Genomic DNA, 26,074 nt, shown 5'->3' on the forward strand with positions numbered 1-26,074 from the left:
GATATAAAGAATTAGTTATACGCTTGTTTTTTTAAAAAAGAAGTTTACTTTAAAATAAAGTTTAAAACTGTTTACAAAACTTATGAAGAAATTACCTATTGGGATTCAGAGTTTTGAAGAAATAATAACTGAAAATTACTACTATGTAGATAAAACTCCTTTTGTGAAAAAACTCGTTGACGAAGGAAAGTATTACTTCCTTTCACGCCCAAGGAGATTTGGAAAGTCTCTTTTTCTTGACACCCTGAAACAGGCTTTCCTTGGAAAGAAGGAACTCTTCACTGGGCTTTACCTCGAAAATAGTTGGAACTGGGGAAAGAGCTATCCTGTGGTTCATCTTGACTTTGCAGGTGGAGTCATTGCAGACCATAAAGACCTTGAAAACTGGATAAAACAAATGCTTGAATTCCATTACGAAAACGAAGGGCTAAAAACTCACGATGGAAAAGATATCAGATTTTTATTTCATAATTTGATTGTAAAACTTTTTGAAAAATACAAAGAAAAAGTAGTAGTCCTCGTTGACGAATACGATAAACCAATTCTTGATAGAATTGAAGACAAAGATGAAGCCATAAAAATAAGGGAAGTTCTGAAAAACCTTTACAGCGTTCTTAAACCCCTTGACCGCTACCTCAAATTCGTCTTCCTCACAGGAGTAACTAAGTTTTCCAATGTCTCGCTCTTTTCCGGGCTTAATCAGTTAAGAGATATTACTTTAAGTAAAGACTATGCGACCATTTGTGGATATACTCAGGAGGAGCTTGAAAGGGTCTTTGGAGAACTCTTAAGTAAGGAAGAAATTGAGGCTGTAAAGTGTTGGTATAACGGCTATTCCTGGGGTGGGGAGTCTGTTTATAACCCTTTTGACATTTTGCTGTATCTTCAAGAGAGAGACTTCCGCCCTTACTGGTTTGAGACAGGGACTCCTACTTTCTTGATTAAACTTCTTGTGGAGAAAAGATTTTATCTCCCAGAACTCTCAAACCTTGTAGTTACCGAAAGGCTCATTGAAAGTTTTGATATAGATGAAATTGAACCGGAAAATTTGCTTTTTCAATCAGGTTATTTAACTATTAAAAAGGTTGAGAAAACTGAAACAGGTCCAATTTATTATTTGAGTTATCCCAATAAAGAAGTAGCTATAGCGCTTAATGATTACCTTATAAGTTATCTAACCCAGAGTAAGTATGAGCCTCCCCGTTTAATAAGAATGCTTATTCTGGGTTTGAGAGAAGGTAAGGTTGAGACCCTAAGAGAGGTTTTAAAGAGTCTTTTTGCAAGCATCCCTTATGAGTGGTATAGAAAAAATGAGCTTGCAAATTATGAAGGTTATTATGCAAGTGTGGTATATAGTTTTCTTGCAGGAGCAGGTTTTGAGCTTATTCCGGAGGACATAACGAGCAAAGGAAGAATTGATTTGACTATTATTTTTGAGAGGAAGTGCTATCTTCTTGAGTTTAAAGTGGTTGAGATGGAGGGAGAAGGAAGGGCTTTAGAGAGCTTAAAAGAGAAGGGATATGCAGAGAAATATAAGGGGAAATACGGTGAGGTTTACTTAATAGGAATTGAGTTTAGCAAGGAAAAGAGGGAAATCGTAAGATTTGAGTGGGAGAGGGGTTAGAATTGAGGTGAGATTTTTTTTACATTCTATCATCCCTCCACATAATATCAACAGCAGAGATAGCTATGGCATCTCTTAAGACCTTTTCCCAGGGAATACCGCTTTTTCCCTTACAGGCAATGGCATACAAAAAATTTCCGAGATACCTTGCATTGATATAAAGTGGTTTTAAAGCATCAAGGATGATGGCTATGACAGTTTCCCTTGGTAATAAGAAGGTTTGCTCATTATCAAGCTTTAATACCACCTCCTTTGGAGTAATTCCTTCAAGGACTGTGCCAGTAAGCAAAGGCTCTGTAAATATGACCACCTCTTCAAAACCAACTTTCTTTAAACCATAATAAAGGGTCCAGGGTTTAAAGCGGTTGATATGAAGTGGAGGATAATCACCGTGCCACCACTTAAATTTTCTATAACTGAGTGCCGTGTTTTCAAACTTAAAATAAGGGGGGCAGCTCAAAATAGCAAAACCTCCCTCTTCCAAAAGTTCGTAAATTCCCTTTAAGAAACCATAAGGGTTTTCCACATGTTCAATAACCTCAAAGGCGGTGACCACTTTGTAAGGTCCTTTAAATTCAGGGGGGAGCTCATCAAAGGTTAGAGCTTTAACCACATTTAATTTGAATTTCTTTCGTGCAATCTCAATTGCCTTTTCACTGGCATCCATTCCATAGACCTCGTAGCCAAACTTTTTGGCAAGAAGAAGGAAAAAGCCAGTTGAGCATCCCACATCAAAAAGCTTACCTTTGGGAAGAAGGGTAAGGATGGGAAGTAATACATTAAAACGGGGTAATCTTTCCCATTTTTTTCTTTCTTTATCCTCATCTTCAACGAATTGATAGCTTTCATAAGGAATAGAAGTAAATGCTAACAAATCTTCATATTTCCCTTCATAAGCTTTATCATAATCCATCGCTTTAACTTGGTAAGTAAATTGCAAATTACAGGAGGGGCACTCAAAGACTCTGTGACCATTAATAATTTCAAATAGCTCAAAGGTGCCAGAATATTGACATAAAGGGCATTTTTCAGGTCTGGGATAGTCCTTTTCAAGGGTTTTTTCAGCATCCTTAAGGGCAAAGTAAATAACCTTAGGAGGGATGCTCTCAAAACAGGGGCTGTAAAATTGCTTCTTTATTTTGGCTTCACTGCAGGGTTCACCAAGGGCATGAATTCCACAGGGAGCCTTACAGGTTTGCCCAGTATAATTGGGTCTTACAGGGATGACAGTGGGGTAGGTGCTACTTCTTAATTCGGCCTCAATGGGGCCTGTGATAAAGACTGTGGGCTTTTTAAGACCCCCCGCAATGTGCAAAGTAGCCGTATCTGCCGTGATTACGGCATCAGAAAGATAAACGGAAGCTATCAGGTAGCGGATGTCCTTCATAAGATAGGAGAGATTGGCTGCCCTTATTCCGTAAACATCAAGGGCAACCTCAACAGTGATATCCTCTTCAGGCAAACTACAAATCACCGGTACATACTCTTCCCAGATGAGGTCTTCAATTTCTTTTAAGAGCTTGGGGGGAAGGGTGCGGTGAACAGAAGAGGCAAGATAGTGGAAAAGAAGCACTTTGTTTTTCTTTGACAATTTTTTGACCTCTTCAAAGACTGGCGTCAACTCCTTGACTACTTCTTCGTCTACCACTACATCTGGAGTCTCATCTTCTGCAAAGTAGAGCCTGAATTTCCAGAGAAACCACTTAACCATGTTGAGGTTGTCAAAGGCAGGGGTATTCACCATTTCGACAGCTTTGATGAAGTAATTTGCCTTAACTACCTCTTTTACTGGGGCAGGGTGTGGAAAAAGTTTATCTATGTAGGAAAGTTTTTCCAGAACTGGGCGAGCCCTTCCTGAAACTGCAACCCAGAGCTTGCAATCTGGATATCTTCTTTTCACTTCTCTTAAGGCAACCGTTGAGCAGAGGACATCACCAATAGCTCCCTGCATGAAGACAAAGAGGGTTTTACCATTTAAGGGTTCTCCGTCGTAAAAAGGGGGTAGGGCAGAGTTAGTCTTTTCAAAGGCCTCCTGAAGTTCCTTGGGTAGTAGGGCAAAGACATCGTTTGCAAAAAGGAGCTTTTCTCCAGGTTTTAACTCAAAGTGATAGCCATTGAAATCCAAGGAAAGCCTTCTTTTAGCCTGAACAGTTAGCATCTCATCCCTCCCTAAAGAATTTTAATTTATCTTAACAAAATTTGTGCCTGAGACAGCCCCACTCTATTTGTCACCCTTACAAAAGCTTTCCCCGCATTCTCTTTTTGTCGTATATCGTCCTCGTATATCATCGTATATTGTCGTCTATCGTAAATGTATATCGTCGTCCCTGCGAAAGCAGGGACCTTCCCCTGCAAAAGTTTACCCCCGCGCAACTTGTCCCCGCGGGGGTTTACCCTCGCTCCTTTCCTTTTTTTCGTCATTCCCGCGTAAGCAGGGACAGGGGCTTGTCCCTGCGCAAGCTTGCCCTCGCAAAAGCGTGGGTGGGGGCGGGTGTCACCCCGTGACAACGGGGGTCTATAGAGGGGGTCCCCAATTTCGTGAGGACGACGAAGAAGGAAGGAGGAGGATTTATCCCTGCGGTGCGTTCCGCCTAAATCGCCAGACCCAGGAGACCATTTCCTCAAAATATGTAAAAGGGCAGAGGACAAGTGGGAGGGTGACAATAAGAGGGTTTCTTACAACTTGCTCCTTTTCAAAACCTTAGTTTCCCCCTTTTTGATTTTTGAAAATAGAATAAAATTGCCAAGATATTAAAGAATTTAAAAATCCAAAGAGGAGAGGAGGTTCTTATGAGTAATCATACTAATGGGGCCGAAGGAAGCCAAAGACCTCAGTGTCAGGCTCAGCAAACCAATCAACAAGGCAACTATTCTACTATTAAGCCATCTGAAGTTCAGAAAGATATTCTAATTCAGCTCTATTCCACTATGCAAAAGGAATTAAGGCAACTTGAAAGTCATTTTATTCAACTTGCTATTCCTCTTCTTACTTCATTAGTGGTATATGGATATGCAGTCAAAGAGTTTTATAGCAAATCTGACGATGTTAATTACTTTTTGATTTTATCCCTCGGATATATAGCTTCTGCTCTGATTTGTATTTTTATATACTTTGTCTCTAATGTTTTTGCTTATACTTATCGCCAAAATCAAGTTGTTTTATCTAAAATTGAAGATTTTTGCTGTTTATATAGTCAAGATTTGTTGCCACCAAATTTTAATTTGATTGACAGAGTATCTTGTATTGACCCACCTGAGCTTTACAAATTGTTTTCTTATTCCAGTGTGATTCTTTTAATATTAATTTCTTTACATTTTATAAGTATATATTTTTCTTATTGTGATAAACTTGAAATACAAATTTCATTAATTTTTTCAAATATATTGAAATACATAGTTATTATTTTTATTCTTATAGCAGCAATAGAATTATTTTTAAAGATGGTTTGGAAAATATACAAAAAGAAACTTGAAAAACTTTACCCTCAAAATAATCAGAATAATTGCCAAGAAGATAGAGGAAGAACCAACCAAGGTACTACGGCCAACCGGAAATAATAGATAAAGAACATCTGAGGTCACCTAAAAAAAATATATCAAGTAGCTTGCCTGCTACACTTCCTTTGAGGTCTGAGCCCTTTCTCCTTCACCGTCGTTCCCATGAAAGTGGGAGTCTATGAATGGATTCCCGCTTTCGCGAGAATGACAGGAAAAAGGTAGGCTCTCGCAAGAATTTTACACCCTTTCCCACTCAAACCGCGTGATTTCCTTTCTCTCTTTACTAAACTCAATTCCTATCAAATAAATTTCGCTGTATTTCCCCTGGTATTTTTCGGCATAACCCTTTTCTTTCAAGCTCTCTAAGGCTCTTCCTTCTCCTTCCATCTCAACCACCTTGAACTCAATAAGATAGCACCTTCCTTCATAAAGAACGGTCAGGTCAATTCTCCCTTTGCTTGTTAAATCCTCTGGGATAAGCTTAAAACCTGCACCAAAAAGGAAACTATAAACTACACTGGCATAAAAACCTTCATAACGGGCAAGTTCGTTTTTCCTGTACCACTCATAAGGGATACTTGCAAAGAGACTTTTTAAGGCTTCTCCTAAAGTTTCAACCTTTCCCTCTCTTAAGCCAAGCTTTAAAGTTTTTATTAAGCGAGAGGGTTCATACTTGCTTTGAGTTAAATAACTTAGGAGATAGTCATTGAGGGTTACAGCGACTTCTTGGTTGGGATAACTCAGATAATAGATGGGGCCTGTTTCAGTTTTTTCAATTTTTTTGATAGTGAGATAACCCGATTGAAAAAGCAAATTTTCTGGTTCAATTTCATCTATGTCAAAACTTTCAATAAGTCTTTCGGTAACGACAAGATTTGAAAGCTCTGGTATAAAAAATCTCTTTTCCACAAGAAGTTTAACTAAGAAGTTAGGAGTCCCTGTTTCAAACCAATAGGGGCGAAAAATTTTCTTTTTAAGATAAAGGAGAATATCAAAGGGGTTGTAAACTGGTTCTCCGCCCCAAGAATAGCCATTATACCAACATTTTACTTCTTCAAGCTTCTCTTTGGTTAGAAGTTCTCCAAAGACACTTTCAAGCTCACTTTGAGTGTATCCACAAATGGTTGAATAGGCTTCATCAAGGGTTATGTCATTGAGTTGATTAAGTCCAGAAAAAAGGGAGACCTTGGAGAATTTGGTGACTCCTGTGAGGAAGACGAATTTGAGGTAGCGGTCAAGGGGCTTGAGGACACTATAGAGGTTTTTTAGGATCTCCCTGATTTTTATGGCCTCTTCTTTGTCTTCAATTTTGTCAAGAATGGGTTTGTCGTATTCGTCAATGAGGACTACCACCTGAGTTTTGAATTTTTCAGAAAGTTTTTCAATCAATTCAATGAAACGGTTTTCCTGTAATTCCTCGGTAAGTTCAATGCCATAAGCTCGGGCAATTCTGTTCAGTTTCGAATCTATGCCTTTGATTAACTTTTCAGCAGAGCTGACCACCCCTTCTCCAAAATCAAGATGCACCACAGGGTAGGTCTTTTCCCAGTCCCAGTTATTTTCAAGATAAAGCCCGGTAAAGAGCTCCTTTTTTCCGAGAAAGGCCTGCTTTATGGTGTCAAGAAAGAGGGATTTTCCAAATCGCCTTGGGCGGGAGAGAAAGTAATAATCTCCCTCATCAACCAGTTTTTTTATAAAAGGGGTTTTGTCAACATAGTAACAGCCTTCACTTCTAAGTTTTTCAAAGCTCTGAATTCCAATGGGTAATTTTTTCATAGGTTTTTAAGCCCCATTCTGTTCTTAAAATTTAAAAATAAAGGCCTTTTCTAAAAAAATCAAGAAGAATTTTTTCAAAATCTGGGATTGGTCATGCTTCTCGTTAGATTAACGCTAAAAAAGTGAATTTTAAAAAACTCTGGCTGAATGGGTTTAAAATTTTGAATACTTCTTTACTTATAAGCCTATCTCTGCTGAAGTTTGTCCCTGCTGAGGGAGAGGGTATGGGGCATTAGATATTTTTATACATCCTCAGCAGGTCAAAGGCAAATCTCTTTTAATTTGAAAAAGCAGTATTATAATTGAAGATTCATCCATTAAAAAGCTTTCTTGCAAGGGAGGTGGGGAGAAATGCCAATTTTTGAGTTTCAGTGTGAAGAGTGCGGGGAGATCTTTGAAGAGCTTGTGCTTGGTGGAAATCTTGAAGGAATTAAGTGCAAAAAATGCGGAAGTTCAAGGATTAAAAAGGTTATGTCTCAGGTAGCCTTTAAGTCAGGAGGGAAGTTTGTGGTAAGCTTTGGCTCAGGATGCTCCTCTTGCAGTGGTGGCTCCTGCAGCACCTGCCACTAAACTGGTAAATTAAGAGGTTTAGTACTTTATGCATTTGAGAATGCATTTAAGAGCTGGCACAAGAGGAAGTAAACTTGCTCTTGCGCAGACTGATTGGGTAATTAGTAAGCTAAAAGCTTTTTTTCCTGAAATTGAAATAGAAAAAGTAATTATTAAAACCACAGGTGATAAAATTCTTGATGCACCACTAAGTAAAATTGGAGGAAAGGGTTTATTTGTTAAGGAAATTGAAGAAGCTTTACTTAGGGGAGAAATTGATTTTGCAGTGCACAGTATGAAAGATGTACCATCCCTTGTACCTCAAGGGTTAGAAGTTTCCATTATTCCTGAGCGGGAATCTCCTTTTGATGTCTGGATTTCTGAATACGAAACCCTTAAAGAGGTTAGACCTAATGCAAAAATTGGAACAAGCAGTTTGAGAAGACTTTGTCAGTTGAAAAGGCTTAGACCTGACCTCGTAATTGAACCTCTAAGAGGAAATGTGGATACGAGGTTACGGAAACTCAGAGAGGGTTTATATGAGGGTATAATCTTAGCTGAAGCTGGACTTAAAAGACTTGGTCTTGAAGTTAAGTATCGCAGATTTTTCCTTGATGAGATGATTCCTGCAGTAGGACAGGGTGCTCTTGGAATAGAGGTAAGAAGCGAGGACAAAAAGGTCAAAGAGATTCTGAAGGTACTTCACTGTGAAAAAACTGCTATAGCTGTTAGAGCTGAGCGGGCTTTTCTTAAGACCCTTGAGGGAGGGTGTCAGGTCCCCTTAGGAGCCCATGCTTATTTTGAAAATGGTAGTCTTGTTATTACAGGATTTATTGGAGATCCTGAAGGAAAGCGCTTTTACAGAGAAACTTTAAAAGGTAATTCTTCAGAACCAGAAAAACTTGGAGAAACTCTTGCAAGAGAGCTTTTAAAAAGAGGAGGAGAAGAGATTTTAAAAGAACTTTATCAGGGGAGTTAGAAGTGAAAGGGAATGAAGAAAAAGGGAAGGTTTATCTCGTTGGAGCTGGGCCTGGAGATCCTGGGCTCTTAACCCTTAAGGGAAAGGCTCTCCTCGAAAAGGCTCAGGTTGTAGTTTACGACTATCTTGCTAATCCAGAACTTCTAAAATATTGCCCTGAGGGGTGTGAATTTATCTATGTAGGCAAAAAGGGTGGTGCGCACACTATGTCTCAGGAAGAAATCAACCAACTTCTTGTTCAAAAAGCTAAGGAAGGAAAGTTAGTAGTAAGGCTTAAAGGCGGTGATCCTTTTCTTTTTGGGAGAGGGGGCGAGGAGATTGAGGAATTGGTAAAAGAGGAAATCCCTTTTGAAGTAGTTCCTGGAATAACTTCTGCGATTGCTGTTCCAGCTTATGCAGGAATTCCCGTAACTCACCGGGACTGCACCTCAACCCTTGCCATCATCACTGGGCATGAAGCTGAAGGAAAAGAGGAAAGCAAAATTGACTTTAAAGCCCTTGCCCAAATTGGAACTCTTGTCTTTTTAATGGGGGTTAAAAATCTTCCCAATATTGTGGAAAACCTCATAAGGGAGGGAAAAAACCCTAATACTCCTGTTGCCGTTATTCAATGGGGGACAACACCAAGACAAAAAACCGCCGTTGGTACTTTAGAAACCATTTTTGATGAGGTTAAAAAACAGGGAATCACGGCTCCAGCTATTATTGTGGTTGGAGAAGTAGTAAAATTGAGAGAAAAATTTAACTGGTATGAGAAAAAACCTCTTTTTGGGAAAAAGATTGTTATTACCCGAACAAGGGAACAGGCAAGCAAATTGAAATCCGCTTTAATTGAACTTGGAGCTGAGGTGATTGAAATACCAACTATTGAGGTTAGACCCCTTTTCAACAAAAAAACCTTAGAAACATTAAAAAACCTTAAAAATTATGACTGGCTAATCTTTACCTCTGAAAACGGGGTTCGTTTCTTTTTTTCTGCCCTTTTTGATACCGGGCTTGATGTGAGGGCTCTCGGGGGAATAAAAATTGCTGTAATTGGACCTGCAACCAAAGAGGTCTTAAAGACTTATGGAATTTTCCCTGATCTTATGCCTGAGAAAAATTTTACTCAGGAAGGTCTTTTAGAAGCCTTTGGGAAGAAAGATCTTTCAGGGAAAAAAGTACTTTATGTGAGGGCAAAAGTGGCAAGAGAGGTGCTTTCAGAAGGACTTAAAGCAAAAGGGGTTTTGCTTGAAATTTTGCCCATTTATGAAACCTTAAAACCTGTAGATTCAGGAGAAAAACTGAAAGAAACCCTTGAAAAGGGCATTTCTGCCATAACTTTTACCAGTTCTTCAACAGTTGAGAACTTTTTTGAGCTCTTAAAAGAAATGGAGCTTTCCCTTCCTCCTGGAGTCGTTCTTGCCTCTATTGGACCTATAACTTCTAAAAGTATAAGAAAATTTGGATACGAACCAACTGTTGAGGCTAAAGAATATACTATTCCTGGTTTGGTAAAAGCCATGGTAGAATATTTTAAAAATGCGGTAAGCTAAAATTGAAAAAAGAAGAGGGTAGATAATGGAGGAGGTAAAGAGGTCCCTTGAAGTTATTAAGAGAGGCATTGTGGATTTAATCGAGGAGGAAGAGCTAATCAGAAAGCTTGAAAGGTCATATAAAACAGGAATACCTCTTAGAATTAAAGCTGGTTTTGACCCAACGGCCCCTGACCTTCATCTTGGGCACACAGTTCTCTTAAGAAAACTCAAACACTTTCAGGACCTTGGGCACGAGGTTTACTTTCTCATTGGAGATTTTACCGCCATGATTGGTGACCCAACTGGGCGTTCAGAAACCCGTCCAGCCCTTACTAAAGAACAGGTGCTTGAAAATGCCAAAACCTATAAGGAGCAGGTCTTCAAAATCCTTGATCCTGCCAAAACCAAAATAGTTTTTAACAGTGAATGGTTCTCAAAGATGACCGCTGAAGACATTATCAGGCTCTGTGCCAAGTACACCGTGGCCCGCATCCTTGAAAGAGATGATTTTAAAAAACGCTTTGAAAATGGGCTTCCTATTGCAATTCACGAGCTCATTTATCCCCTTTTTCAGGCCTATGATTCTGTAGCCCTTAAAGCGGATGTAGAGCTTGGAGGAACGGATCAACTCTTCAATCTTCTTATAGGAAGAGACATCCAAAGAGAATATGGGCAAGAGCCTCAGGTCATTATTACCCTTCCCCTTCTTGAAGGGCTCGATGGCGTTCAGAAAATGAGTAAAAGCCTTGGAAATTATGTGGGTATTATGGAACCTCCAAAGGAGATGTTTGGAAAACTTATGTCCATTCCTGATAGTCTTATGTGGAAATATTACGAACTTTTGACAGATCTTCCCCTTGAAGAGATTGCTGAGATGAAGAAAGGGGTTGAAGATGGGAAACTTCATCCCAAAGAAGTGAAGAAGAGGCTTGCTCGCCTGATTGTTGCTCAGTATCATTCAGAAGAAGAGGCTTTAAAGGCAGAAGAAGAGTTTGAAAGGGTTTTCAGTAAAAGGGAGTTTCCGACTGAGGTTGAGACTTTTGAAATCACTGCTGGGAAGGTCTATTTACCAAAATTTTTGAAAGAGCTTGGTATTGTGAAGTCAAGCTCTGAGGCAAAAAGACTGATAGCTCAAAGAGCCATTGATTTAAATAAAGAAACCTTAACCTCAGAAGAGGTCTTTTTTGAAAAAGGAGAATACATCTTAAGAATAGGAAAGAAGCGTTTTGTTAAATTTGTAGCCCGCTAAGAAAAAATTTCTTTTAAATTTTTAAATAAAACTTGAATCAAACTGGTCCCATTCCAGAAGGCGGCGTAAAGAGATTAAGGACTCTTCCTTTAGATAGGGACAATCCTCAGGTTCAGCCTCACCAATAGAAATCTTTGTTGCAAAAGCAAGGCAAGTTAGTTCTCCACAAGCCTTGCAATTAGTTTTGGGAAGAAATTTATATATCTCAAGGGCAGGAGGTCTTTTCACAGGCTTATAATCTGGCTCAATATCTTTTGCCCTTTCTTCAAGCTCTTTAAGATAATCTATAAGAGCTGAAAGAACCTCTTTAGCCTCCTCTTTATCACTTACCAATCCAAATTTAAGTTCCTCGTCTGAAAGAGATACCTTGAAAAATTTATCTCTAAAGAACCACTTAAAAATTAGCGAATTTTCATCGGAAAAAAGGGCTTTTACTTGAGGTTTAAGATAAGGAAAAAGCTCCTTAAGCCCATTTTGAATAGGTAAAATAACTAAATAACAATCTTTAGATTTATGACAGTAAGGAGTCTGAAGAGTAATTTTTTCAAAAAGCTCCTCTTTATTTAAAGAATGGAAAAATTTTTTCATCATGGTATTTAGTATGCTAATACTTTTTTTAAGGTTTTCAAGATTTGATGCTTTAACCGTAAAGTGTTTTTTGCTTCAACCTATGCTTTTACTTTTGATATTCTTTTCACAAGAGGTTGTAGAATTGGGAAAAAGAAAATATCTTAAACTTACTGAAGATTTAAACTTACAGTGAGGCTTGAAAAGACGATTAATATTAAAGTTAAAAAATGAAGCTTTTTGTTATCGGAGTTGGGCCAGGAGACCCTGAGTTAATTACTCTTAAAGGCAAAAAGATCCTTGAAAGGATTAAACTCATTTTTTATCCCTCTGGAGGTAAGGAAACTTTTGCTCTCTCAATTGTAGAAAAACTCTTGCCACTTTCAGATAAAAAACTCGTTGAACTTTACTTTCCCATGAAAAGGGATGAAAGCTTAAAAGAGCTCTGGCAAGGGCTTGCAGAAAGTATCATAAAGGAGCTTGATATTTATAAGGAAGGTGCCTTTATTACCTTAGGAGATCCAAGTTTTTATGCTACTTTTTTCTATTTAAAACCCTATCTTCAAGAAAAGGAAATTGAAATTGAGATTATCCCCGGGATTAGTTCCTTTTCAGCTCTTTCTGCAAAGTTAACCCTTTCTTTAGCCCTTGGAAGAGAAGAGGCTGTTATTACAGTGGCAGAAAATTTTATTAAAAATTTTGAAAAGTTTGTTAATTTTGATACCATTGTTATAATGAAAGGAAATCGCCATTTTAATGAGATTAAAGAATGGGCAAAAAAATATAGTTATCAAGGGCTTCTTGGGAAAAGAATAGGGCAGGGGGAAGAAAAAATCTGGGAAGATCTGAATTTGGCTTCTGAAGAGGAACTTGATTATTTTTCTACTATTATACTTAAAAAGAAAAAGGGAGACTGAGATTTATGGCGAAGGTATATTTTATTGGTTTTGGGCCTGGAGATCCAGAGCTTTTAACTTTAAAGGCTTTAAAAGCTATTAAAAGTTCTCAGGTAATCATTTATCCTGGGAGTCTTATAAGCCAGGAAATGCTTGAGTTTTTGAAAAGGGAGAATAAAGAGGCTGAATTTGTAGATGCCTTCGGCAAAAAACTTGAAGAGATTTGCCAAATCATCAAAGAGGCTTATTTCTCTGGGAAGACAGTTTCAAGACTTGTAAGCGGAGACCCTTCAATTTTTAGCTCCCTTATGGAACATCTCGAGATTCTTAGGAAAGAAGGTATTTCTTATGAGATAATTCCGGGAATCTCTTCTGCCCTTATGGCAGGGGCTCGTCTTTCTCTTGAATTCACTTATCCCGAAATTTCAAATTCCATAATCTTTACAAGGCTTGAAGGAAAAACTGGTGGAGCAACAGAAGAAGAAATCCTAAAATTTTGCGAAACCAAATCCACTCTGGTTTTCTTTTTAAGCTCGGGCCTATGTAAAAAACTTGAAGACCTTCTCAAAAAGGCCCTCTCACCCGAAACAAAAGTTGCCATTCTTTACAAACTTTCAAGACCCGAAGAAAAAAGCATCCTCACCACCCTTGACAAACTCTCAGAAACTATGGAAAGAGAAGGAATCTCAAAAACAGCCTTAATTGTAGTGGGGAAGGTCCTTGAATTAATAGACAAAAATTTTTACAAACGCTCATACCTTTATGGAAAAGAATAAAGAAATTTTCTTATTTTATTTGTCAGAGGAAGGTAGGAATCTTGCAGAGGCTGTAAAAGCTTTTTTAGGAAGCGGAGAAATAGTTGAATTCAAATCCCTGAAAAAGGAGGAGCTCACCCTTTACTGGAAAAGAGAAAATCTTTTAATTTTTATTATGGCTCTTGGGATTGTGGCAAGGGTTTTAGCACCTTTAATCAGTAAAAAAGGAGAAGACCCAGGGGTTGTGGTGATTGATGAGGGTGGAGGGAATGTAATTGCCTATCTTGGAGGGCACTATGCAGAGGTCAATCGCTTAACCCTTGAGCTTGCAACCTATCTTAAAGCTCATCCCGTAATCACTACAACTTCAGATACCAAAGGACTTCCTCCCCTTGATCTCTGGATAAAAGATTTCAGCTTTATTCTTAAAAATGAGAAAAAACTTTATGAAGTAATGTCAAAATTTAATAAAAATGGAGAGCTTAAGGTTTATTTTGAAAAACCTTTAAAGTATCCCCTTCCAAAGGGGCTCGTTGAAACTGAGAATTGGGCTTACGCAGACCTTATTATCACTTATAAAAGGGTTGAGGATTTGGATAAATTGATTCTTATTCCCAGGTGTCTCTGGGTTGGTATCGGATTTCATGAGGTTTTAAGGGAGGAAGATTTTGAAGAGCTCTTTCAAAGAACCTTTGAGGAACTAGGTTTAGAATTTAAAGCATTAAAGGGAGTAGCAACCCTTAAGAAAAAGGCTGAATATTTGCCTCTTAAAAACTTTGCCCTGAAACATGGTTTAAGTTTAATGGGATTTGAAAAAGCTGAGCTTTCGGAGGTAAAGACCATTTCCTTTTCAGAGCATACTTTTAAGAGATTTGGGATTGAAAGTGTTTCAGAGGCTTCAGCTCTTCTTGCAGCAAAAGGACTTCTTTTATTCCCCAAAAGGGCTTATCAGGACTTTACCATAGCTATTTCCTTTGAACTCTATCAGAAGAGAGGAAAACTCTATGTAGTGGGGATCGGTCCTGGAGCCCAAGACTATTTAACTTTAAGAGCCCTTAGAGTTTTAACGAGAGTTTCAGCGATTGTAGGATATAAAACCTATGTGAAACAGATTAAACATCTTGTCAGAAGCAAGGAGATTTATGAATTTTCCATGACCCAGGAAGTTGACAGAGTAAAGAAAGCTATTGAGCTTTGTCTTGAAGGAAAAGATACGGCCCTTGTTAGTGGGGGAGACCCTGGCATTTATGGGATGTCAGGGCTTGTGCTTGAAATGCTTTCTAAAAATAAAATTAACCTTGAAGTGGAGATTGTGCCAGGGCTTTCGGCTTTAAATGTGGGAAATGCCCTTCTTGGTGCCCCTTTAGGAAATGACTTTGCAGTCATAAGTTTGTCTGATAGACTCACACCCTGGGAGGTGATAGAAAAGAGATTAGATAAACTTTTAGAGGTGGATATTCCCCTTGTGATTTATAACCCCCGAAGTAAGGGAAGAAAAGAAAAATTTAAAAAGGCTCTTGAGATAATGAAGAAAAAGAGACCTTCTAATACTCTTATAGCTATAATCAATTCAGCAACGAGAGAAGGGGAAGAGGTTATTTTTGCTACTTTGGAAGAGTTTCTTGAGGAAAGGGTAGGGATGAATAGTCTTATTATTGTTGGAAGTTCGGGAATTGAAAGGCTTGGCAAATATTTGATTGCTAAAAGGGGGTATGAAAGGAAATATGAGGAACGCCTCAAAATCGGCTCTCCTTGTGTCTGATTCCCATCTCTGGGGACTCTGGACTTTTAAAGCCTTAAAGAAGGCTGAAATCTCTTTCCAGCCCTTACTTTATTCAGACATTAATGAAAGGTTTTTGGAGGAATACAAAGCTTTATTTGTGCCTGGTGGCTGGTCAAAAAACAAATTGGAAGGACTTTCTGAAGAACAAAGGGAGATTGTTAGAGAATTTGTAAGAAGAGGGGGACTCTATGTAGGTATTTGTGGTGGAGCAAGTCTTGCAGGAATGGAAGAACTTGGCATAGCCTCTGTAAGGAGAATCAGTAAGAGGGTTCCAAGTTATAGCGGACCTTGTAAAGTCAAACTGGAAAAGGAATACCCCCTTTTTCAGGGAATAAAACCTTACTTTTTTCTATGGTTTCCTCCTGAATTTGAACTGTTAAGCCCTGAGATCAAAGTTCTTGCAATCTTTGAAGCCCCTGAAAAGGGAGCCTATGTCTCTGATTTAGCTTTTGAAGATTTTAAGGATTACCTTAATTTTTTTGAAGAAAAATACGGAATTCCTCTTAATCCCTCAAGAATGAAAGGCAAACCTTTGGTTTTTGAGGAGTCTTATGGTTATGGGAAGGTAATTCTTTCTTTGATTCACTTTGATACTCCCAATTGCCAAAATGGTTTAAAGTTTCTCAAAAATCTTGCAGAACATTATGAACTGCCAAAGGGTGGTGGAACCTTAAAAATAGTTTCACAGAAAAAACGCCTTCAGAGAAAATTTGAAATAAAATTTGATAAGTGTTATAAAGAGGCTCTCTCTCTTTTTGACTTTGGTATAAGAAATTTCCTTTTTCATAAGAGATATCCCTATTTTTATCAGTGGAGGCGGGGTATAAGAGGGCTTGAACTGTTAAATTTAATTTATTTGTTTGAGGAAATAATTTATCTTTTACATTATGTAGAGCTAAAAAAAGAAACCTTGGATTACCTTTCTGAAATCTCTAAGTGTATAGAGGAACTAATTCATAAAGTGCTTTATGCCTTAAAACTTGATTACATGAAAGAAAGGGGAATTAAAATAAAAGAAAAAGGGATTTTAAAGGAGGTTTTCGGGGAAAATAAAAAGAGCTATGGAGGGGAATACAAGCGTCTTATTAATCTTCTTGAAGAGGTACTTGTAAGACTCTGGAGAGAGGCATATAGGTGATAACTTTTGTGCTTGGCGGAGCAAAATCAGGAAAAACAAAATGGTCCCTTGTTTATGCTGAAACCTTAAAGGGTTTTAAAAATTATTATTATCTCGCTACAGCAGAACCCCTTGACGAAGAAATGAGACAAAAAATTGAGAAACACAGACTTGAAAGAAAACCCTTCTGGAAAGTGATAGAAGAGCCCCTTGAAGTTGCAAAAGTCCTTGAAAATTTGAAAAATACAAGTTCCCTTATTCTCATAGATTGCCTTAGTCTCTGGGTTTCAAACCTTTTACATTATAAAAAACCTTTTGAAGAAGAGATGAATAAACTTCTTGAAAGCCTTGAAAAATTTAAAGGAGAGAGAAGTGATTGGATAATTCTTGTTTCCAATGAGGTTGGGCTTGGGATTGTGCCAGAGTCAAAAATGGCAAGGCTTTATCGCGAATATTTAGGATTTTTAAATCAGAAAGTTGCAAGTCTCTCAGATGAGGCTTTTTTAATTGTTGCAGGTATATCCTTGAATCTTAAAACCAGGGCTGAGGAAATTATAACTTAGTTTCAAAAAATTTCTTTACAAAGTTAGCAAATCTTCTTAAGTCTTCAAGCCTCTGTAGATTTTCATAAACCTTTTCAAGGAAAAGTTCCGTGTATTCATGAACAAGGATATTTCTAAGGGCAAAGATTTTTGCAGAGTTTTTCCATAATCTTCGGGAATTACTCCATGTTTTACGAGAATTTCAGGAAGAGAGGTATAGCCTTTGGGACTTTCCCAAGCTAAATTCAGCAATCACTCCCTCTGAGACCAAATTTTCCCTCCTCAATTCGCTTTTTCATGGCTCTGTAAATGGGTCTACAGGTAATCTCCAAGTCCCAGTATTCCTTGAGATTTTTCACAAGAAAACTAATTTTTCTTTTTTCATCCCTTGAAAAAAGAAGTTTCCATGTTTTAAAGACAGAGTAAACAAGGATAGGTGGAGCCTCATTGAGAATTACAAGGTCTACTCTGTCAAAGGAGGTAACTTTCACAAGCTTGGCAATAAGCTCAAGCCTTCTTTCAAAGAAGTAGTCTTTATTCCCTTCCCCTTCCAGGTAGACTGCAAGGTCTAAATCACTCTCCTCATGAGCCCTTCCTTGCGCAACACTTCCAAAAAGATAGACAAAGAGGATGTCTCTTTCCTCTTGAAGAGCCTTTGAAAGCGCCTCAAAATCAACCATAAAAGTATTATACCTTAGAGACCACTAAAAGAAAGATAGGATTTTCTGCTTTAAAGCCTAAAAATCCTCCCAAGGGTCTAAGTCTGTTTACCTGAACCTGAAGAATCTCAGGCTCAATCCCCTTTTCCTTATAAAAGTTATAGGTTTCATAAAGATTTTCAAGGGTAATAAAAGAAAAGACAAAAATCTCTGTTTTTTTCAAGGTTTCAAGAAAAAGAAGGATTTCTTGGAGTCTTCCAGAGGAACCTCCGACAAAGACCCGGTCTGGCTCTGGCAAAGTCTTTAAAACTTGAGAAGCCTCTCCATAAACCACCCTCACATTGGGAAGTCTTAACCTTTGGGAGTTTTTTTCTATGATTTTGCAATATTCTTCTTTTTTCTCAATGGCATAGACCTCAAGATAAGGAGAAAGTCTTGCAAGTTCAAGACTTATGGAGCCCGAACCAGCACCAATATCCCAGATAACACCCCTTAAAGGTGGTCTTAGTTTATGAAGAATAATCGCCCTTACTTCATCCTTGGTAATCATACCCTTATCGTGAAGAATTTCACTTTCTCTAAAACCAAGCTTAGGCTCTTTTCCCCACTTGCGGTTTTCAATTAAGATGCAGTGAGGATAATGAAAAACCTTATCAAGAAATTCTTTTGGGCTTCCTGAAATGACCCTTTCTTCGGGGCTTTGAAGCCTTTCTCCAATGTGAAGGATAACCCCTTCAAAAGCTTCTTCACATAAAAGTTTGGCAATAAAAGATGGGTCTTGTTCTTTATCGGTATAGACAAAAAGATAGGGGTTTTCAGAGACCTCTCTTAAGAAATTTTTAAGATTTAGGCTTCTTCCGTGAAGAGAAAAGACCTTGACTTTGTAGAAAGGGATTTTCAGGCGGCTGCAAAGGACCTGAGGTGTGGTAAGATCTGGATAAACCTTAATTGAATCTCTGGGAAAGACCTCAAGCAGTTTCTCCCCAATTCCAAAAAAAAGAGGGTCTCCGCTTGCAAGCACTGCAACTTCTTTATCCTCCTCTTTGATTCTCTGAATAAGCTCATCAAGCTTTTCAACCACCTGAATTAAATTTTTCACCTCTTTAGCAACAGAATAATTTTCAAAAATTTTAATGGTTCCTTTAAAGGCAAAAATTTTTGAGATTCCTTTTAAAAGGTTCTCAGTTTCTTTATTTAAAGGTTTATAACCGATACCTACAAGATGAATAGTTTTAGCCATCTTCTTTAGGCTTTAAAAAGTAAATTTCCATGAGATAGCCCTTTTTTTCTTTTAAAACTTTTCTCTGAGCTTTAATTACTGAAGCTAAGTCTTTAATTGATCCTTTAAGAATGAGTTCTTCTTCGTTTCCCACATAGGCTCCCCAGCAAATCTCAAGCTCCTTTTCTTTAAAAAGCTGAAAGGTCTCGTAGTTGTCAAGAAAGACAACCACTGTATGTTCAAGCTCTTTCAGTTTTCTTAAAGTTCTTGGAGTGTGAAAGCTAAGAGGGGTAGCAATATTGGTTAAAGAAACTTTTGCTTTAGCACTCAACACCTGAAAGGAGGAAAGCCCAGGCACCACCTCCCACTCAATCTCAAGTACCTTTTCAACCTCCTTCATGATTTCAATATGACCATCGTAAAGAGAGGGATCTCCCCAGATGAGAAACCCGGCTTCTTCTTTTTCTTCCCTTTCAAGAGCTTCTTTTAGAATTTTTGCCTTCTCTTTTCGCCACTCTCTTACCTTTTCCCGATAATTAAGCCCTTTTTTCCTTTCTGGAAAGGAAAGAGGAACGACACTAAAGGGTCTATTACCTTTCACGAATTTTACAATTTCTAATCTCTTTTTGGTTAGTTCTGACTTTCCTTCCTTTTTTTCGGGGACAAAAAAGAGTTCAAGCCTTTCTATAAGTTCTTTTGCCTGAAGGGTAAGATACTTTGGGTCCCCTGGGCCAATACCGATAAGATAAAATTTTTTAACCATTTGATATCACCCTCTATGTTGCAGAAAGTCTCAATAGGGCATTGACGACAGCTACACAGGCAGGGCTTCCGCCTTTTCTACTTAGATTAGTAATAAAAGGAAAATCTTGAGAAGCAAGAAGAAGCTTTGTTTCAAAGGCCTTTACAAATCCCACAGGCATCCCAATCACCACAAGATCCCTTCTCTTTTCTTTATTTAAAATTTCAATAGTTTTCAAGAGGGCAGTGGGAGAATTTCCAATAGCAATAATTCCCAGATTTCTTTCTTTTTCTAAAGCCCTTTCAATAGCCTTTTCCGTTCTCGTTCCCTCAAGAGGCTCATCTTCAACCTGAGAGAGATAACAGAGGACTCTATTCCCCTTTAGAAGCTTTTTTGAAATTCCAGCAGAAACCATTTCCACATCAACGAGAATGTCCTTACCGCTTTTTAGGTTTTCAATAGCTTTGGAAATAGCCTGAGGATGAAAGATCATGGTATCCTTAAATTCAGGGTCAGCTGTAGCATGTATAACTCTTTTTACAATTTCCTTTTCTTCCTTAGAAAGATTGCCTAAATCTACCCCCCTTTCAATAATCTCAAAGCTCTTTTCTTCAATCGCCTTTCCCGTTTTAATTCCCAGTTCTTCAATTCTTTCTTTAACAATTTCTGCAAGTTTTTCGTGCATCCCAAGGGGACGGGTATAAAGAATTTCAACCTGGGGATATTTTTGCTTAGTTTCTTCAATGATCTGGGGGATATCTTTAACTACATGGTGTCCTGCACTCAAGAAAAGGGGATGAACAATCAGACGCCTTGCCCCTTTAAGAATTGCCTCTTCAAGAGCCTTATCAAGAGAGGGCTCTCCAAATTGGAGATAGCTCAAAGAAAAATCCTCCTTTGGTCTTCCAAATACTGAAGCAAGAACTCCTAAAAAATTTTCCCAGGCATTTGCCTCCTTTCTTGGACTTCCATGAAGTACGATAACTATCTTTTCTTTCATTTTAACCCTCCCCATATAGTATCTTAAAATCAAATTTTTGCTAAAAAGTGAAGATAACTTCCTAAAATTCCCTTATATTCATAGCCCTCATCAAAGGTTTCTCCATCCTGCGTAAAGACTTTGTAAATCTTTTTTCCTTTGAAATTACCCTCTTCAAAGGAGGTATAGTGAAACTCATGAGCAAGGAATCCTTTTAAATCTCCAAAGAAAGGGTGTCTTCCTTTGAGTTTTACTTTTCTATAACCAAGCCTAAGTCCCTTTTTGACAATTTTAAAGGGAAGAAGACCTGCCATGGGATAATAATTTCCTTCCCAGTAAAGCCCTTTTGAAAGATAGATAAGTCCTCCACATTCTGCATAAATCTTTCCACCTGAGGCCACAAAATCTCTTAAGTCCTTAAGAAAGTCCCTATTTTCACTTAAGACTTCTGCAAAAAGTTCTGGATACCCCCCTCCTATAAAAAGGGCAGAAAGATTCTCAGAAGGAAGCCTTTTATCCCTTAAAGGGCTAAAGTAAACTAATTCTACCTTCTTTTCCAGCTCATCAAGAAGGTGCTGATAATAAAAGTTAAAGGCCTCATCATAGGCAAGACCAATTCTTTTAAAAGGAAGTTCAGGAAGAAAGGAAGGCTCATCCCTTGAGAGAGTCTCAACCTCTGGAAGCTCTTTCCAAAAGGAGGTATCAAGGGTCTTTTTAAGCTCAGTAGAAAGACTATCAATAAAATTTATCTTTTCTTCTAAGTGTTCAGGTAAGAAGAGTCCAAGGTGCCTTGAAGGAAGCTCAAACTCTCTTTTTCTAAAAAGATAGCCTACCACCCTGTATCTCTTTAAAGCCTTCATTAAGCGAAGAAGATGCCTTTCAGAGGAGACCTTGTTCAGAAAGAGATAAAGTCTTAGTCCCCTCTTTTTTAACACCTGAGAGATTCCTTTAACGATATAGGCAAGGCTTTCTGCAATTCCGAAAGTATCAAGGACAAGAAGAATGGGAAGATTTAAAAGCTTTGCAACCTCAAAGGTAGAAAACTTTCCATCAAAAAGCCCCATTACCCCTTCCACAAGGGCAAAGTCCTTTTTGAGTGCTTTTTGTGAGAAGAGGAAGTAAACCCGTTCTTTTCCCATGGAAAAGAGGTCAAGATTATAAGAGGGAAGGTTTGAGGCTATATAGTGCCACTTTGGGTCAATGTAGTCTGGCCCAACTTTAAAGGGCTGAACTTTAAACCCCCTTTGCACAAGATGTCTTAAGAGCCCAAGGGTGACCAAGGTCTTTCCATCCCCACTTCTTAAGCCTGCAATTAAAAGCCCTTTAGCCATTCCCTTAAAGCTTCTAAAAAGAGATTTATGCTCTCAAAGTCCTTTAAAGACACCCTTAAGTCCTCTTTTGTAAGCCCATAAAAATTAAAAGCCGGTCTTACGAGAATTTTCTTTGACTTAAGAAGATAGAAGAAAAATCCTTCAGCCCTGGGGATTCCTCTTAGAAGATAAAAATTGGTTACACTTGGAAGAAAAGAAACTTTAAGCTCAGAAAGCTCTTTTTCAAAATAGCCTTTAAGTTCTGTAAAATATTTAAGGCTTTCTTTCTTAAAGGTCTCATCAGAAAGTAATTTTTCAGCAAGATAGAGGGAAAGGGTATTTACATTCCAGACAGGCAAAATGGATTTTATTTTTTTGAGAAGAGCATTTGAGGTTGCAAGATAGCCAACTCTTGCCCCGGCAAGCCCATAAAACTTGGTAAAGGACCTGAAGATAAAGAGATTTGGAAAATTCTCAACTTCATTAAGAAGGCTTTCTTCCTCTACAAAATCTATAAAAGCTTCATCAACGATAAAATAAACATCATCATAATGATTTAAAAATTGTTTCAAAGAATCTTTCTTTAAAAGAAGACCTGTAGGGTTGTTAGGATTGCATAAAATAACCCCTTTTAAGCTCTTCTCTTTTTTTAAGAAACTTTCTATATTTTGTAAGATTTCTTCCTCATTTAACGAAAAAATTTGAAAAACCTTAATATCGCTTCTCAAGTTAAGAATTTTTTTGTATTCCACAAAGGTGGGTTCAGGGAGAAGAATTTTAAGGCTAAAGGGAAGATTAAGAAGAAGAAGTTTTATAAGTTCCATGGAGCCGTTTCCGAGAAGAAGATGTTCTTTTTTAAGGCCATATTTCTGAGAAATAAGGCTTTTTAAGTTTTCACCTTCTGGTTCAGGGTAGTGTTCAAGCATCTGAAAAAGTTCTTCAGGGCTTATTTTGAGATATTTTTTCAAAAGAGGATTCACTGATGAGCTAAGATCAATGATTTCAAAGGGAGAGACTCCAAGGATTTTGGCAAAGTAATAAACATTTCCGCCATGCTCAGGATAGGTCTTGACTCTCATTTAAGTCCCTTAAATAACAAAATAAAGATCATCATTATGAAAGAACTGAGATATAGAACTCTTATGGCAATAAAAAGGGCTCTTTCGTAATTTTCGTGAAGACTGTATCCAAGATAGGGTTTAGGGATAAGTTTTCCCTCGTAAAAAGAAGGACCAAGAAGTCTAACTCCAAGAGCTCCAGCTAAGGCAGATTCTGGATAACCACTATTTGGTGAGGGATGAAGATGAGCAAATTCTTTAATGGAGGAAAGAGCTCTAAAGAAAGATTCTTTTCCAAGATAAAAAAGTGCTGAAAGGGCTATTAAAAGGGCAGTAATTCTTGCTGGAAGAAAGTTTAAGAGGTCATCCATTTTAGCAGAAAACCAGCCAAAGTGAAGATATCTTTCATTCTTATAACCTACCATGGAATCAAGGGTATTCACAGTTTTGTAAATTAAAAGCCCCATAAAACCAAGTAGGGAGAACCAGAAAAGTGGAGCAATAACGGCATCATTTAGGTTCTCCGCATAGCTTTCTAAAATAGCCTTTCTTATTTCCTTTTTATCAAGATTCTCGGTATCTCTTCCTACAAGAGCCTTAAGTTCCCTTCTTGCCAAAAGCATGTCCCCTTTCTTTAAAGCCTCTTCAACCTTTAAGCCCGCATCAATTAAGCCTTTCAGGGCAAGAAAAAGAGAGGAAACCAAAATAAAGATAGCCTGAGAAAGAAAAAAAGAAACCCTTTCTAAAACAGAGAGAAGAAAACAAAAAATAAGACCAAGAAGAAAAATAGTAAAAACTACACCCAGGAAAAAGAAAAGTCCCTGTATCTTTTCACTTAAGGAAAGTCTTCTAAAAAGGGCTTCATATTTGGCAATGATTTTTCCAATTCCGCAGACAGGATGGGGTAGAATCCTTGGGTCACCAATCACGAGATCAAGTAAAAAAGCAAAAAGCACCTGATAACCCTTTATCTTAAAAGGTGAAATCATATTCCAAGAAGCCTGTAAATCTTTTCAAGATCAAGGTGTTTTTCTAAAAAGTTAGCCAAGAGGTCAAAATTTGCATTAAGGGTTTCCCAGAAGGAGGTCTTAACTGGGAGAGGTTCTAAACCTTTTTTGAGGCGGTGTTTGTTTAAGAGCTCTCTTCTAAAGGTGTCATTGATAAAAATGCCATGAAGATAGGTCCCCCAGATAGAATCCCTTTTTGAACCATCAAGCAAAGTTTCTTTGGTTGCAAGTCTTTCAATTTCAAAGAGATTTAGCTCTCCTGTTGAAACCCCTTTATGAATCTCATATCCCCAGAGTTTTTCATCTGCATTTTGTGAAGTTCTTTCAAAAAGGGGTCTTGCAAGACATTGAGAGGTAATCTTTTCTTTTAGAAAGATGGTTTCAACAGGCAAAAGAGAAAGTCCCTTCATTTCTTCATAGTCTCCTTCTACTTTTTCAGGGTCTCTTAAAACCTCACCCAGCATCTGGAACCCCCCACAGATACCAATAATTTCAGCTCCCCTTTCTCTGGCTAAAAGCAGAGTTTCCCTCATATTTAACTTTTTAAGTTCCTTTAAATCATCAAAGACACTTTTGCTCCCAGGGAGTATTACAATATCAGCCTGCAAGATGTCCTCTTTTCTCATAGAATAGATAATCTCTACGTCCTCTTCAAAATAAAAGGGGTCAAAGTCAGAAAAATTAGAAATGTGCTTTAGAGGAAGGATAACAATCTTAATTTCTCCTCTCTTAAAAGGTCTTTTCTTATTGAAAAAGGAAAAACCATCTTCGTCTGAAAGTTTTAGGTCTTCAAAATAGGGTAAAACTCCGAGGACCTCTTGCTGGGTGAGTTCTTTAAGTTGAGCTAAGCCAGGTTTCAAGATCTCAAGATTTCCTCTAAATTTGTTAATAATAAAGCCCTTAAACAGGCTTGCATAATCTGGTTTTAATCTTTTTAAAAGTTCAAGGGTTCCAAAAAGGGAGGCAAAGACTCCTCCTTTATCAATGTCTCCTACAAGAAGAACAGGGCACTTAAGATAAAGAGCTGGTTTTATGTTTACAAGGTCTACCTCAAGAAGATTAATTTCTGCTGGGCTTCCAGCACCTTCAAGAAGGATAACCTCGTATTCTGAAGAAAGTTTATCAAGGGCTTCTTTAACATAATTCCAGAGAAAATCCCTTTCCCTGTAATACTCTTCAGCTGAAAGGGTTTTGTATTTTTTTCCGAGAAGGACAACTTGAGACTTTCCCTTTCCTTCGGGTTTCAAAAGAATGGGATTAAAATATCTTTGGGGTTCAAGACCAGCTGAAAAGGCCTGTAAGGCCTGGGCAAGACCGATCTCGCTTCCATCTTTACAGATAAAACTCTGAAGACTCATATTTTGAGCCTTAAAAGGGCAAACCTTAATTCCCTTTTTGGCAAAAATCCTGCAAAGCCCCATCACGAGAAAGGACTTTCCTGCTGAAGAATTGGTGCCAGTTATCATTAAAGCCTTGGCCATATAACCCCCAGATAAAAGAGAGAAGCTATTTCAGAAAGTTCAACAAGAGCCCCAAAGTTATCTCCTGTAAGCCCTCCAAAGGACTTTTCAAATTTTCTCTTAAAGTAAAAGAGCAAAATAAAGTTAAAGCCGGCCATGAAAAAGAGATTCTTTAAGTTTTTAAAACTCTCAAAATAAAGATAAAAGAGAAGGACGGCAAGGGCAAGAAGATGCCCGCTGAATAAGGTTTTGGTACTCATTGATTCTTTCATTAAAAAGCCAAGCCCCTCTTTTCTTGCTGGTTTTGAAAAAAATATGATGCCAAGCAAAAAAGTCCTTGAAAAGAAAAAGGGAAGGAGGAGAACTTTTAGATTTTGAAGCTCAATTAAGGACTTTAAAAGCAGGTATTTGGATAAAATGTTTAAAACAATAGCTGTGACTCCTGAAACTCCAACAGTGCTATCCTTCATAATCTCAAGTCTTCTTTTTTTGTCTTCTTTCTCCCCGAGTCCCCCTTTGTAAGACAAGGCATCAAAGGTATCGGAAAGTCCATCAAGGTGAAAGATGCCTCTGATGAAGTAAAGAGCTATCAGTAAGAAAAGACTTAATAGCTCTGAGGAGAAAAAAGGATAAAGGGCTTTTGCAAGAAAGTAGAGTATAAGACCTTCAAAAGCGCCAATTAAGGGGAAAAAAGAGAGAGCCTTTTCAAAGGAAGACTTGTCAGCTAAGAAGCCCTTTATGGGGATTCGCCAGAGAAAGGATGCAGAAAGCAAAAGGGCTTTAAGCAT

The 26,074-nt window shown here is 37.9% G+C and carries 25 protein-coding genes; 12 read left to right on the forward strand and 13 right to left on the reverse strand.

What is annotated here, in order from left to right; translation table 11 throughout:
- Positions 1-82 precede the first annotated feature (82 nt).
- Positions 83-1,624, forward strand: a complete 1,542-nt coding sequence (locus ACLGLP_RS06040) for an ATP-binding protein (RefSeq protein ID WP_492112380.1) — start codon at positions 83-85, stop codon at positions 1,622-1,624.
- A gap of 19 nt (positions 1,625-1,643) precedes the next feature.
- Here ACLGLP_RS06040 and ACLGLP_RS06045 read toward each other — a convergent pair whose 3' ends face one another.
- On the reverse strand, positions 1,644-3,782 hold the full coding sequence (locus ACLGLP_RS06045; protein ID WP_492112381.1) for a methyltransferase domain-containing protein: 2,139 nt from the start codon (positions 3,780-3,782) through the stop codon (positions 1,644-1,646).
- Between the two features lie 632 nt (positions 3,783-4,414).
- Between ACLGLP_RS06045 and ACLGLP_RS06050 the strand changes: the two genes are divergently transcribed.
- Positions 4,415-5,182, forward strand: coding sequence for a hypothetical protein (locus tag ACLGLP_RS06050; protein ID WP_492112382.1), 768 nt, complete (start codon positions 4,415-4,417; stop codon positions 5,180-5,182).
- A gap of 177 nt (positions 5,183-5,359) precedes the next feature.
- Here the strand turns inward: ACLGLP_RS06050 and ACLGLP_RS06055 are convergent, their stop codons facing one another.
- The gene (locus tag ACLGLP_RS06055; protein WP_492112383.1) at positions 5,360-6,898 is read right to left on the reverse strand and encodes an ATP-binding protein; all 1,539 of its coding nucleotides are present in this window, start codon (positions 6,896-6,898) and stop codon (positions 5,360-5,362) included.
- Positions 6,899-7,249: 351 nt separating this feature from the next.
- Here ACLGLP_RS06055 and ACLGLP_RS06060 point away from each other — a divergent pair, with 351 nt between their 5' ends.
- Genes ACLGLP_RS06060 through tyrS form a run of 4 tightly spaced genes read left to right on the forward strand, consistent with a single transcriptional unit; the run spans position 7,250 to position 11,192 of the window.
- Entirely contained in the window at positions 7,250-7,468 is a 219-nt protein-coding gene (locus tag ACLGLP_RS06060; RefSeq protein WP_492112384.1) for an FmdB family zinc ribbon protein, read from the forward strand.
- A gap of 28 nt (positions 7,469-7,496) precedes the next feature.
- Positions 7,497-8,426 (forward strand): hydroxymethylbilane synthase, encoded by a 930-nt coding sequence (gene hemC, locus ACLGLP_RS06065; RefSeq protein ID WP_492112385.1) that lies wholly within the window; start codon positions 7,497-7,499, stop codon positions 8,424-8,426.
- 2 nt (positions 8,427-8,428) lie between these two features.
- Positions 8,429-9,961 carry a uroporphyrinogen-III C-methyltransferase gene (gene cobA / locus ACLGLP_RS06070; protein WP_492112386.1) on the forward strand — a complete coding sequence of 511 codons (1,533 nt, stop codon included), beginning with the start codon at positions 8,429-8,431 and terminating at the stop codon, positions 9,959-9,961.
- Between the two features lie 25 nt (positions 9,962-9,986).
- The gene (tyrS, locus tag ACLGLP_RS06075) at positions 9,987-11,192 is read left to right on the forward strand and encodes a tyrosine--tRNA ligase (RefSeq protein WP_492112387.1); all 1,206 of its coding nucleotides are present in this window, start codon (positions 9,987-9,989) and stop codon (positions 11,190-11,192) included.
- Positions 11,193-11,213: 21 nt separating this feature from the next.
- Here tyrS and ACLGLP_RS06080 read toward each other — a convergent pair whose 3' ends face one another.
- The gene (locus tag ACLGLP_RS06080) at positions 11,214-11,783 is read right to left on the reverse strand and encodes a (Fe-S)-binding protein (protein ID WP_492112388.1); all 570 of its coding nucleotides are present in this window, start codon (positions 11,781-11,783) and stop codon (positions 11,214-11,216) included.
- Between the two features lie 10 nt (positions 11,784-11,793).
- On the opposite strand from ACLGLP_RS06080, the gene ACLGLP_RS06085 reads away from it, so the two are divergent.
- The 6 genes from ACLGLP_RS06085 to cobU are packed head-to-tail and all read left to right on the forward strand — an operon-like array spanning position 11,794 to position 16,873.
- The gene (locus tag ACLGLP_RS06085) at positions 11,794-11,955 is read left to right on the forward strand and encodes a hypothetical protein (protein ID WP_492112389.1); all 162 of its coding nucleotides are present in this window, start codon (positions 11,794-11,796) and stop codon (positions 11,953-11,955) included.
- A 34-nt stretch (positions 11,956-11,989) separates the two neighbouring features.
- The gene (cobI, locus tag ACLGLP_RS06090) at positions 11,990-12,676 is read left to right on the forward strand and encodes a precorrin-2 C(20)-methyltransferase (protein WP_492112390.1); all 687 of its coding nucleotides are present in this window, start codon (positions 11,990-11,992) and stop codon (positions 12,674-12,676) included.
- A 5-nt stretch (positions 12,677-12,681) separates the two neighbouring features.
- Positions 12,682-13,431: a cobalt-precorrin-4/precorrin-4 C(11)-methyltransferase gene (locus ACLGLP_RS06095; RefSeq protein ID WP_492112391.1), complete on the forward strand. Its 750-nt coding sequence runs from the start codon at positions 12,682-12,684 to the stop codon at positions 13,429-13,431.
- Positions 13,418-15,172, forward strand: coding sequence for a precorrin-3B C(17)-methyltransferase (cobJ, locus tag ACLGLP_RS06100; RefSeq protein ID WP_492112392.1), 1,755 nt, complete (start codon positions 13,418-13,420; stop codon positions 15,170-15,172). The genes ACLGLP_RS06095 and cobJ overlap by 14 nt, the downstream gene beginning before the upstream one ends.
- The gene (locus tag ACLGLP_RS06105) at positions 15,123-16,331 is read left to right on the forward strand and encodes a BPL-N domain-containing protein (protein ID WP_492112393.1); all 1,209 of its coding nucleotides are present in this window, start codon (positions 15,123-15,125) and stop codon (positions 16,329-16,331) included. Before cobJ ends, ACLGLP_RS06105 begins: the two co-directional genes overlap by 50 nt.
- On the forward strand, positions 16,328-16,873 hold the full coding sequence (gene cobU / locus ACLGLP_RS06110; protein WP_492112394.1) for a bifunctional adenosylcobinamide kinase/adenosylcobinamide-phosphate guanylyltransferase: 546 nt from the start codon (positions 16,328-16,330) through the stop codon (positions 16,871-16,873). Before ACLGLP_RS06105 ends, cobU begins: the two co-directional genes overlap by 4 nt.
- Here cobU and ACLGLP_RS06115 read toward each other — a convergent pair.
- From ACLGLP_RS06115 to cobS, 10 genes are all read right to left on the reverse strand, one after another.
- Positions 16,863-17,000 (reverse strand): HepT-like ribonuclease domain-containing protein, encoded by a 138-nt coding sequence (locus ACLGLP_RS06115; RefSeq protein WP_492113738.1) that lies wholly within the window; start codon positions 16,998-17,000, stop codon positions 16,863-16,865. The genes cobU and ACLGLP_RS06115 overlap by 11 nt on opposite strands.
- A 97-nt stretch (positions 17,001-17,097) precedes the next feature.
- Positions 17,098-17,532, reverse strand: coding sequence for a type VII toxin-antitoxin system MntA family adenylyltransferase antitoxin (gene mntA, locus ACLGLP_RS06120; protein WP_492112395.1), 435 nt, complete (start codon positions 17,530-17,532; stop codon positions 17,098-17,100).
- 7 nt (positions 17,533-17,539) lie between these two features.
- The gene (gene cbiE / locus ACLGLP_RS06125) at positions 17,540-18,751 is read right to left on the reverse strand and encodes a precorrin-6y C5,15-methyltransferase (decarboxylating) subunit CbiE (protein ID WP_492112396.1); all 1,212 of its coding nucleotides are present in this window, start codon (positions 18,749-18,751) and stop codon (positions 17,540-17,542) included.
- Entirely contained in the window at positions 18,744-19,493 is a 750-nt protein-coding gene (cobF, locus tag ACLGLP_RS06130) for a precorrin-6A synthase (deacetylating) (RefSeq protein ID WP_492112397.1), read from the reverse strand. The genes cbiE and cobF overlap by 8 nt, the downstream gene beginning before the upstream one ends.
- Positions 19,494-19,506: 13 nt before the next feature.
- Positions 19,507-20,472: a precorrin-8X methylmutase gene (locus ACLGLP_RS06135; RefSeq protein ID WP_492112398.1), complete on the reverse strand. Its 966-nt coding sequence runs from the start codon at positions 20,470-20,472 to the stop codon at positions 19,507-19,509.
- A gap of 29 nt (positions 20,473-20,501) precedes the next feature.
- Positions 20,502-21,782 (reverse strand): cobyrinic acid a,c-diamide synthase CobB, encoded by a 1,281-nt coding sequence (locus tag ACLGLP_RS06140; RefSeq protein WP_492112399.1) that lies wholly within the window; start codon positions 21,780-21,782, stop codon positions 20,502-20,504.
- Positions 21,764-22,840 carry a pyridoxal phosphate-dependent aminotransferase gene (locus ACLGLP_RS06145; protein ID WP_492112400.1) on the reverse strand — a complete coding sequence of 359 codons (1,077 nt, stop codon included), beginning with the start codon at positions 22,838-22,840 and terminating at the stop codon, positions 21,764-21,766. The genes ACLGLP_RS06140 and ACLGLP_RS06145 overlap by 19 nt, the downstream gene beginning before the upstream one ends.
- Complete coding sequence (gene cbiB / locus ACLGLP_RS06150; protein WP_492112401.1) at positions 22,837-23,775, reverse strand: adenosylcobinamide-phosphate synthase CbiB; 939 nt, start codon at positions 23,773-23,775, stop codon at positions 22,837-22,839. The genes ACLGLP_RS06145 and cbiB overlap by 4 nt, the downstream gene beginning before the upstream one ends.
- A 29-nt stretch (positions 23,776-23,804) precedes the next feature.
- On the reverse strand, positions 23,805-25,307 hold the full coding sequence (locus ACLGLP_RS06155; RefSeq protein WP_492112402.1) for a cobyric acid synthase: 1,503 nt from the start codon (positions 25,305-25,307) through the stop codon (positions 23,805-23,807).
- Entirely contained in the window at positions 25,292-26,074 is a 783-nt protein-coding gene (gene cobS, locus ACLGLP_RS06160; RefSeq protein ID WP_492112403.1) for an adenosylcobinamide-GDP ribazoletransferase, read from the reverse strand. The genes ACLGLP_RS06155 and cobS overlap by 16 nt, the downstream gene beginning before the upstream one ends.

The organism is Caldimicrobium sp. SLHALR3, from assembly GCF_058692735.1.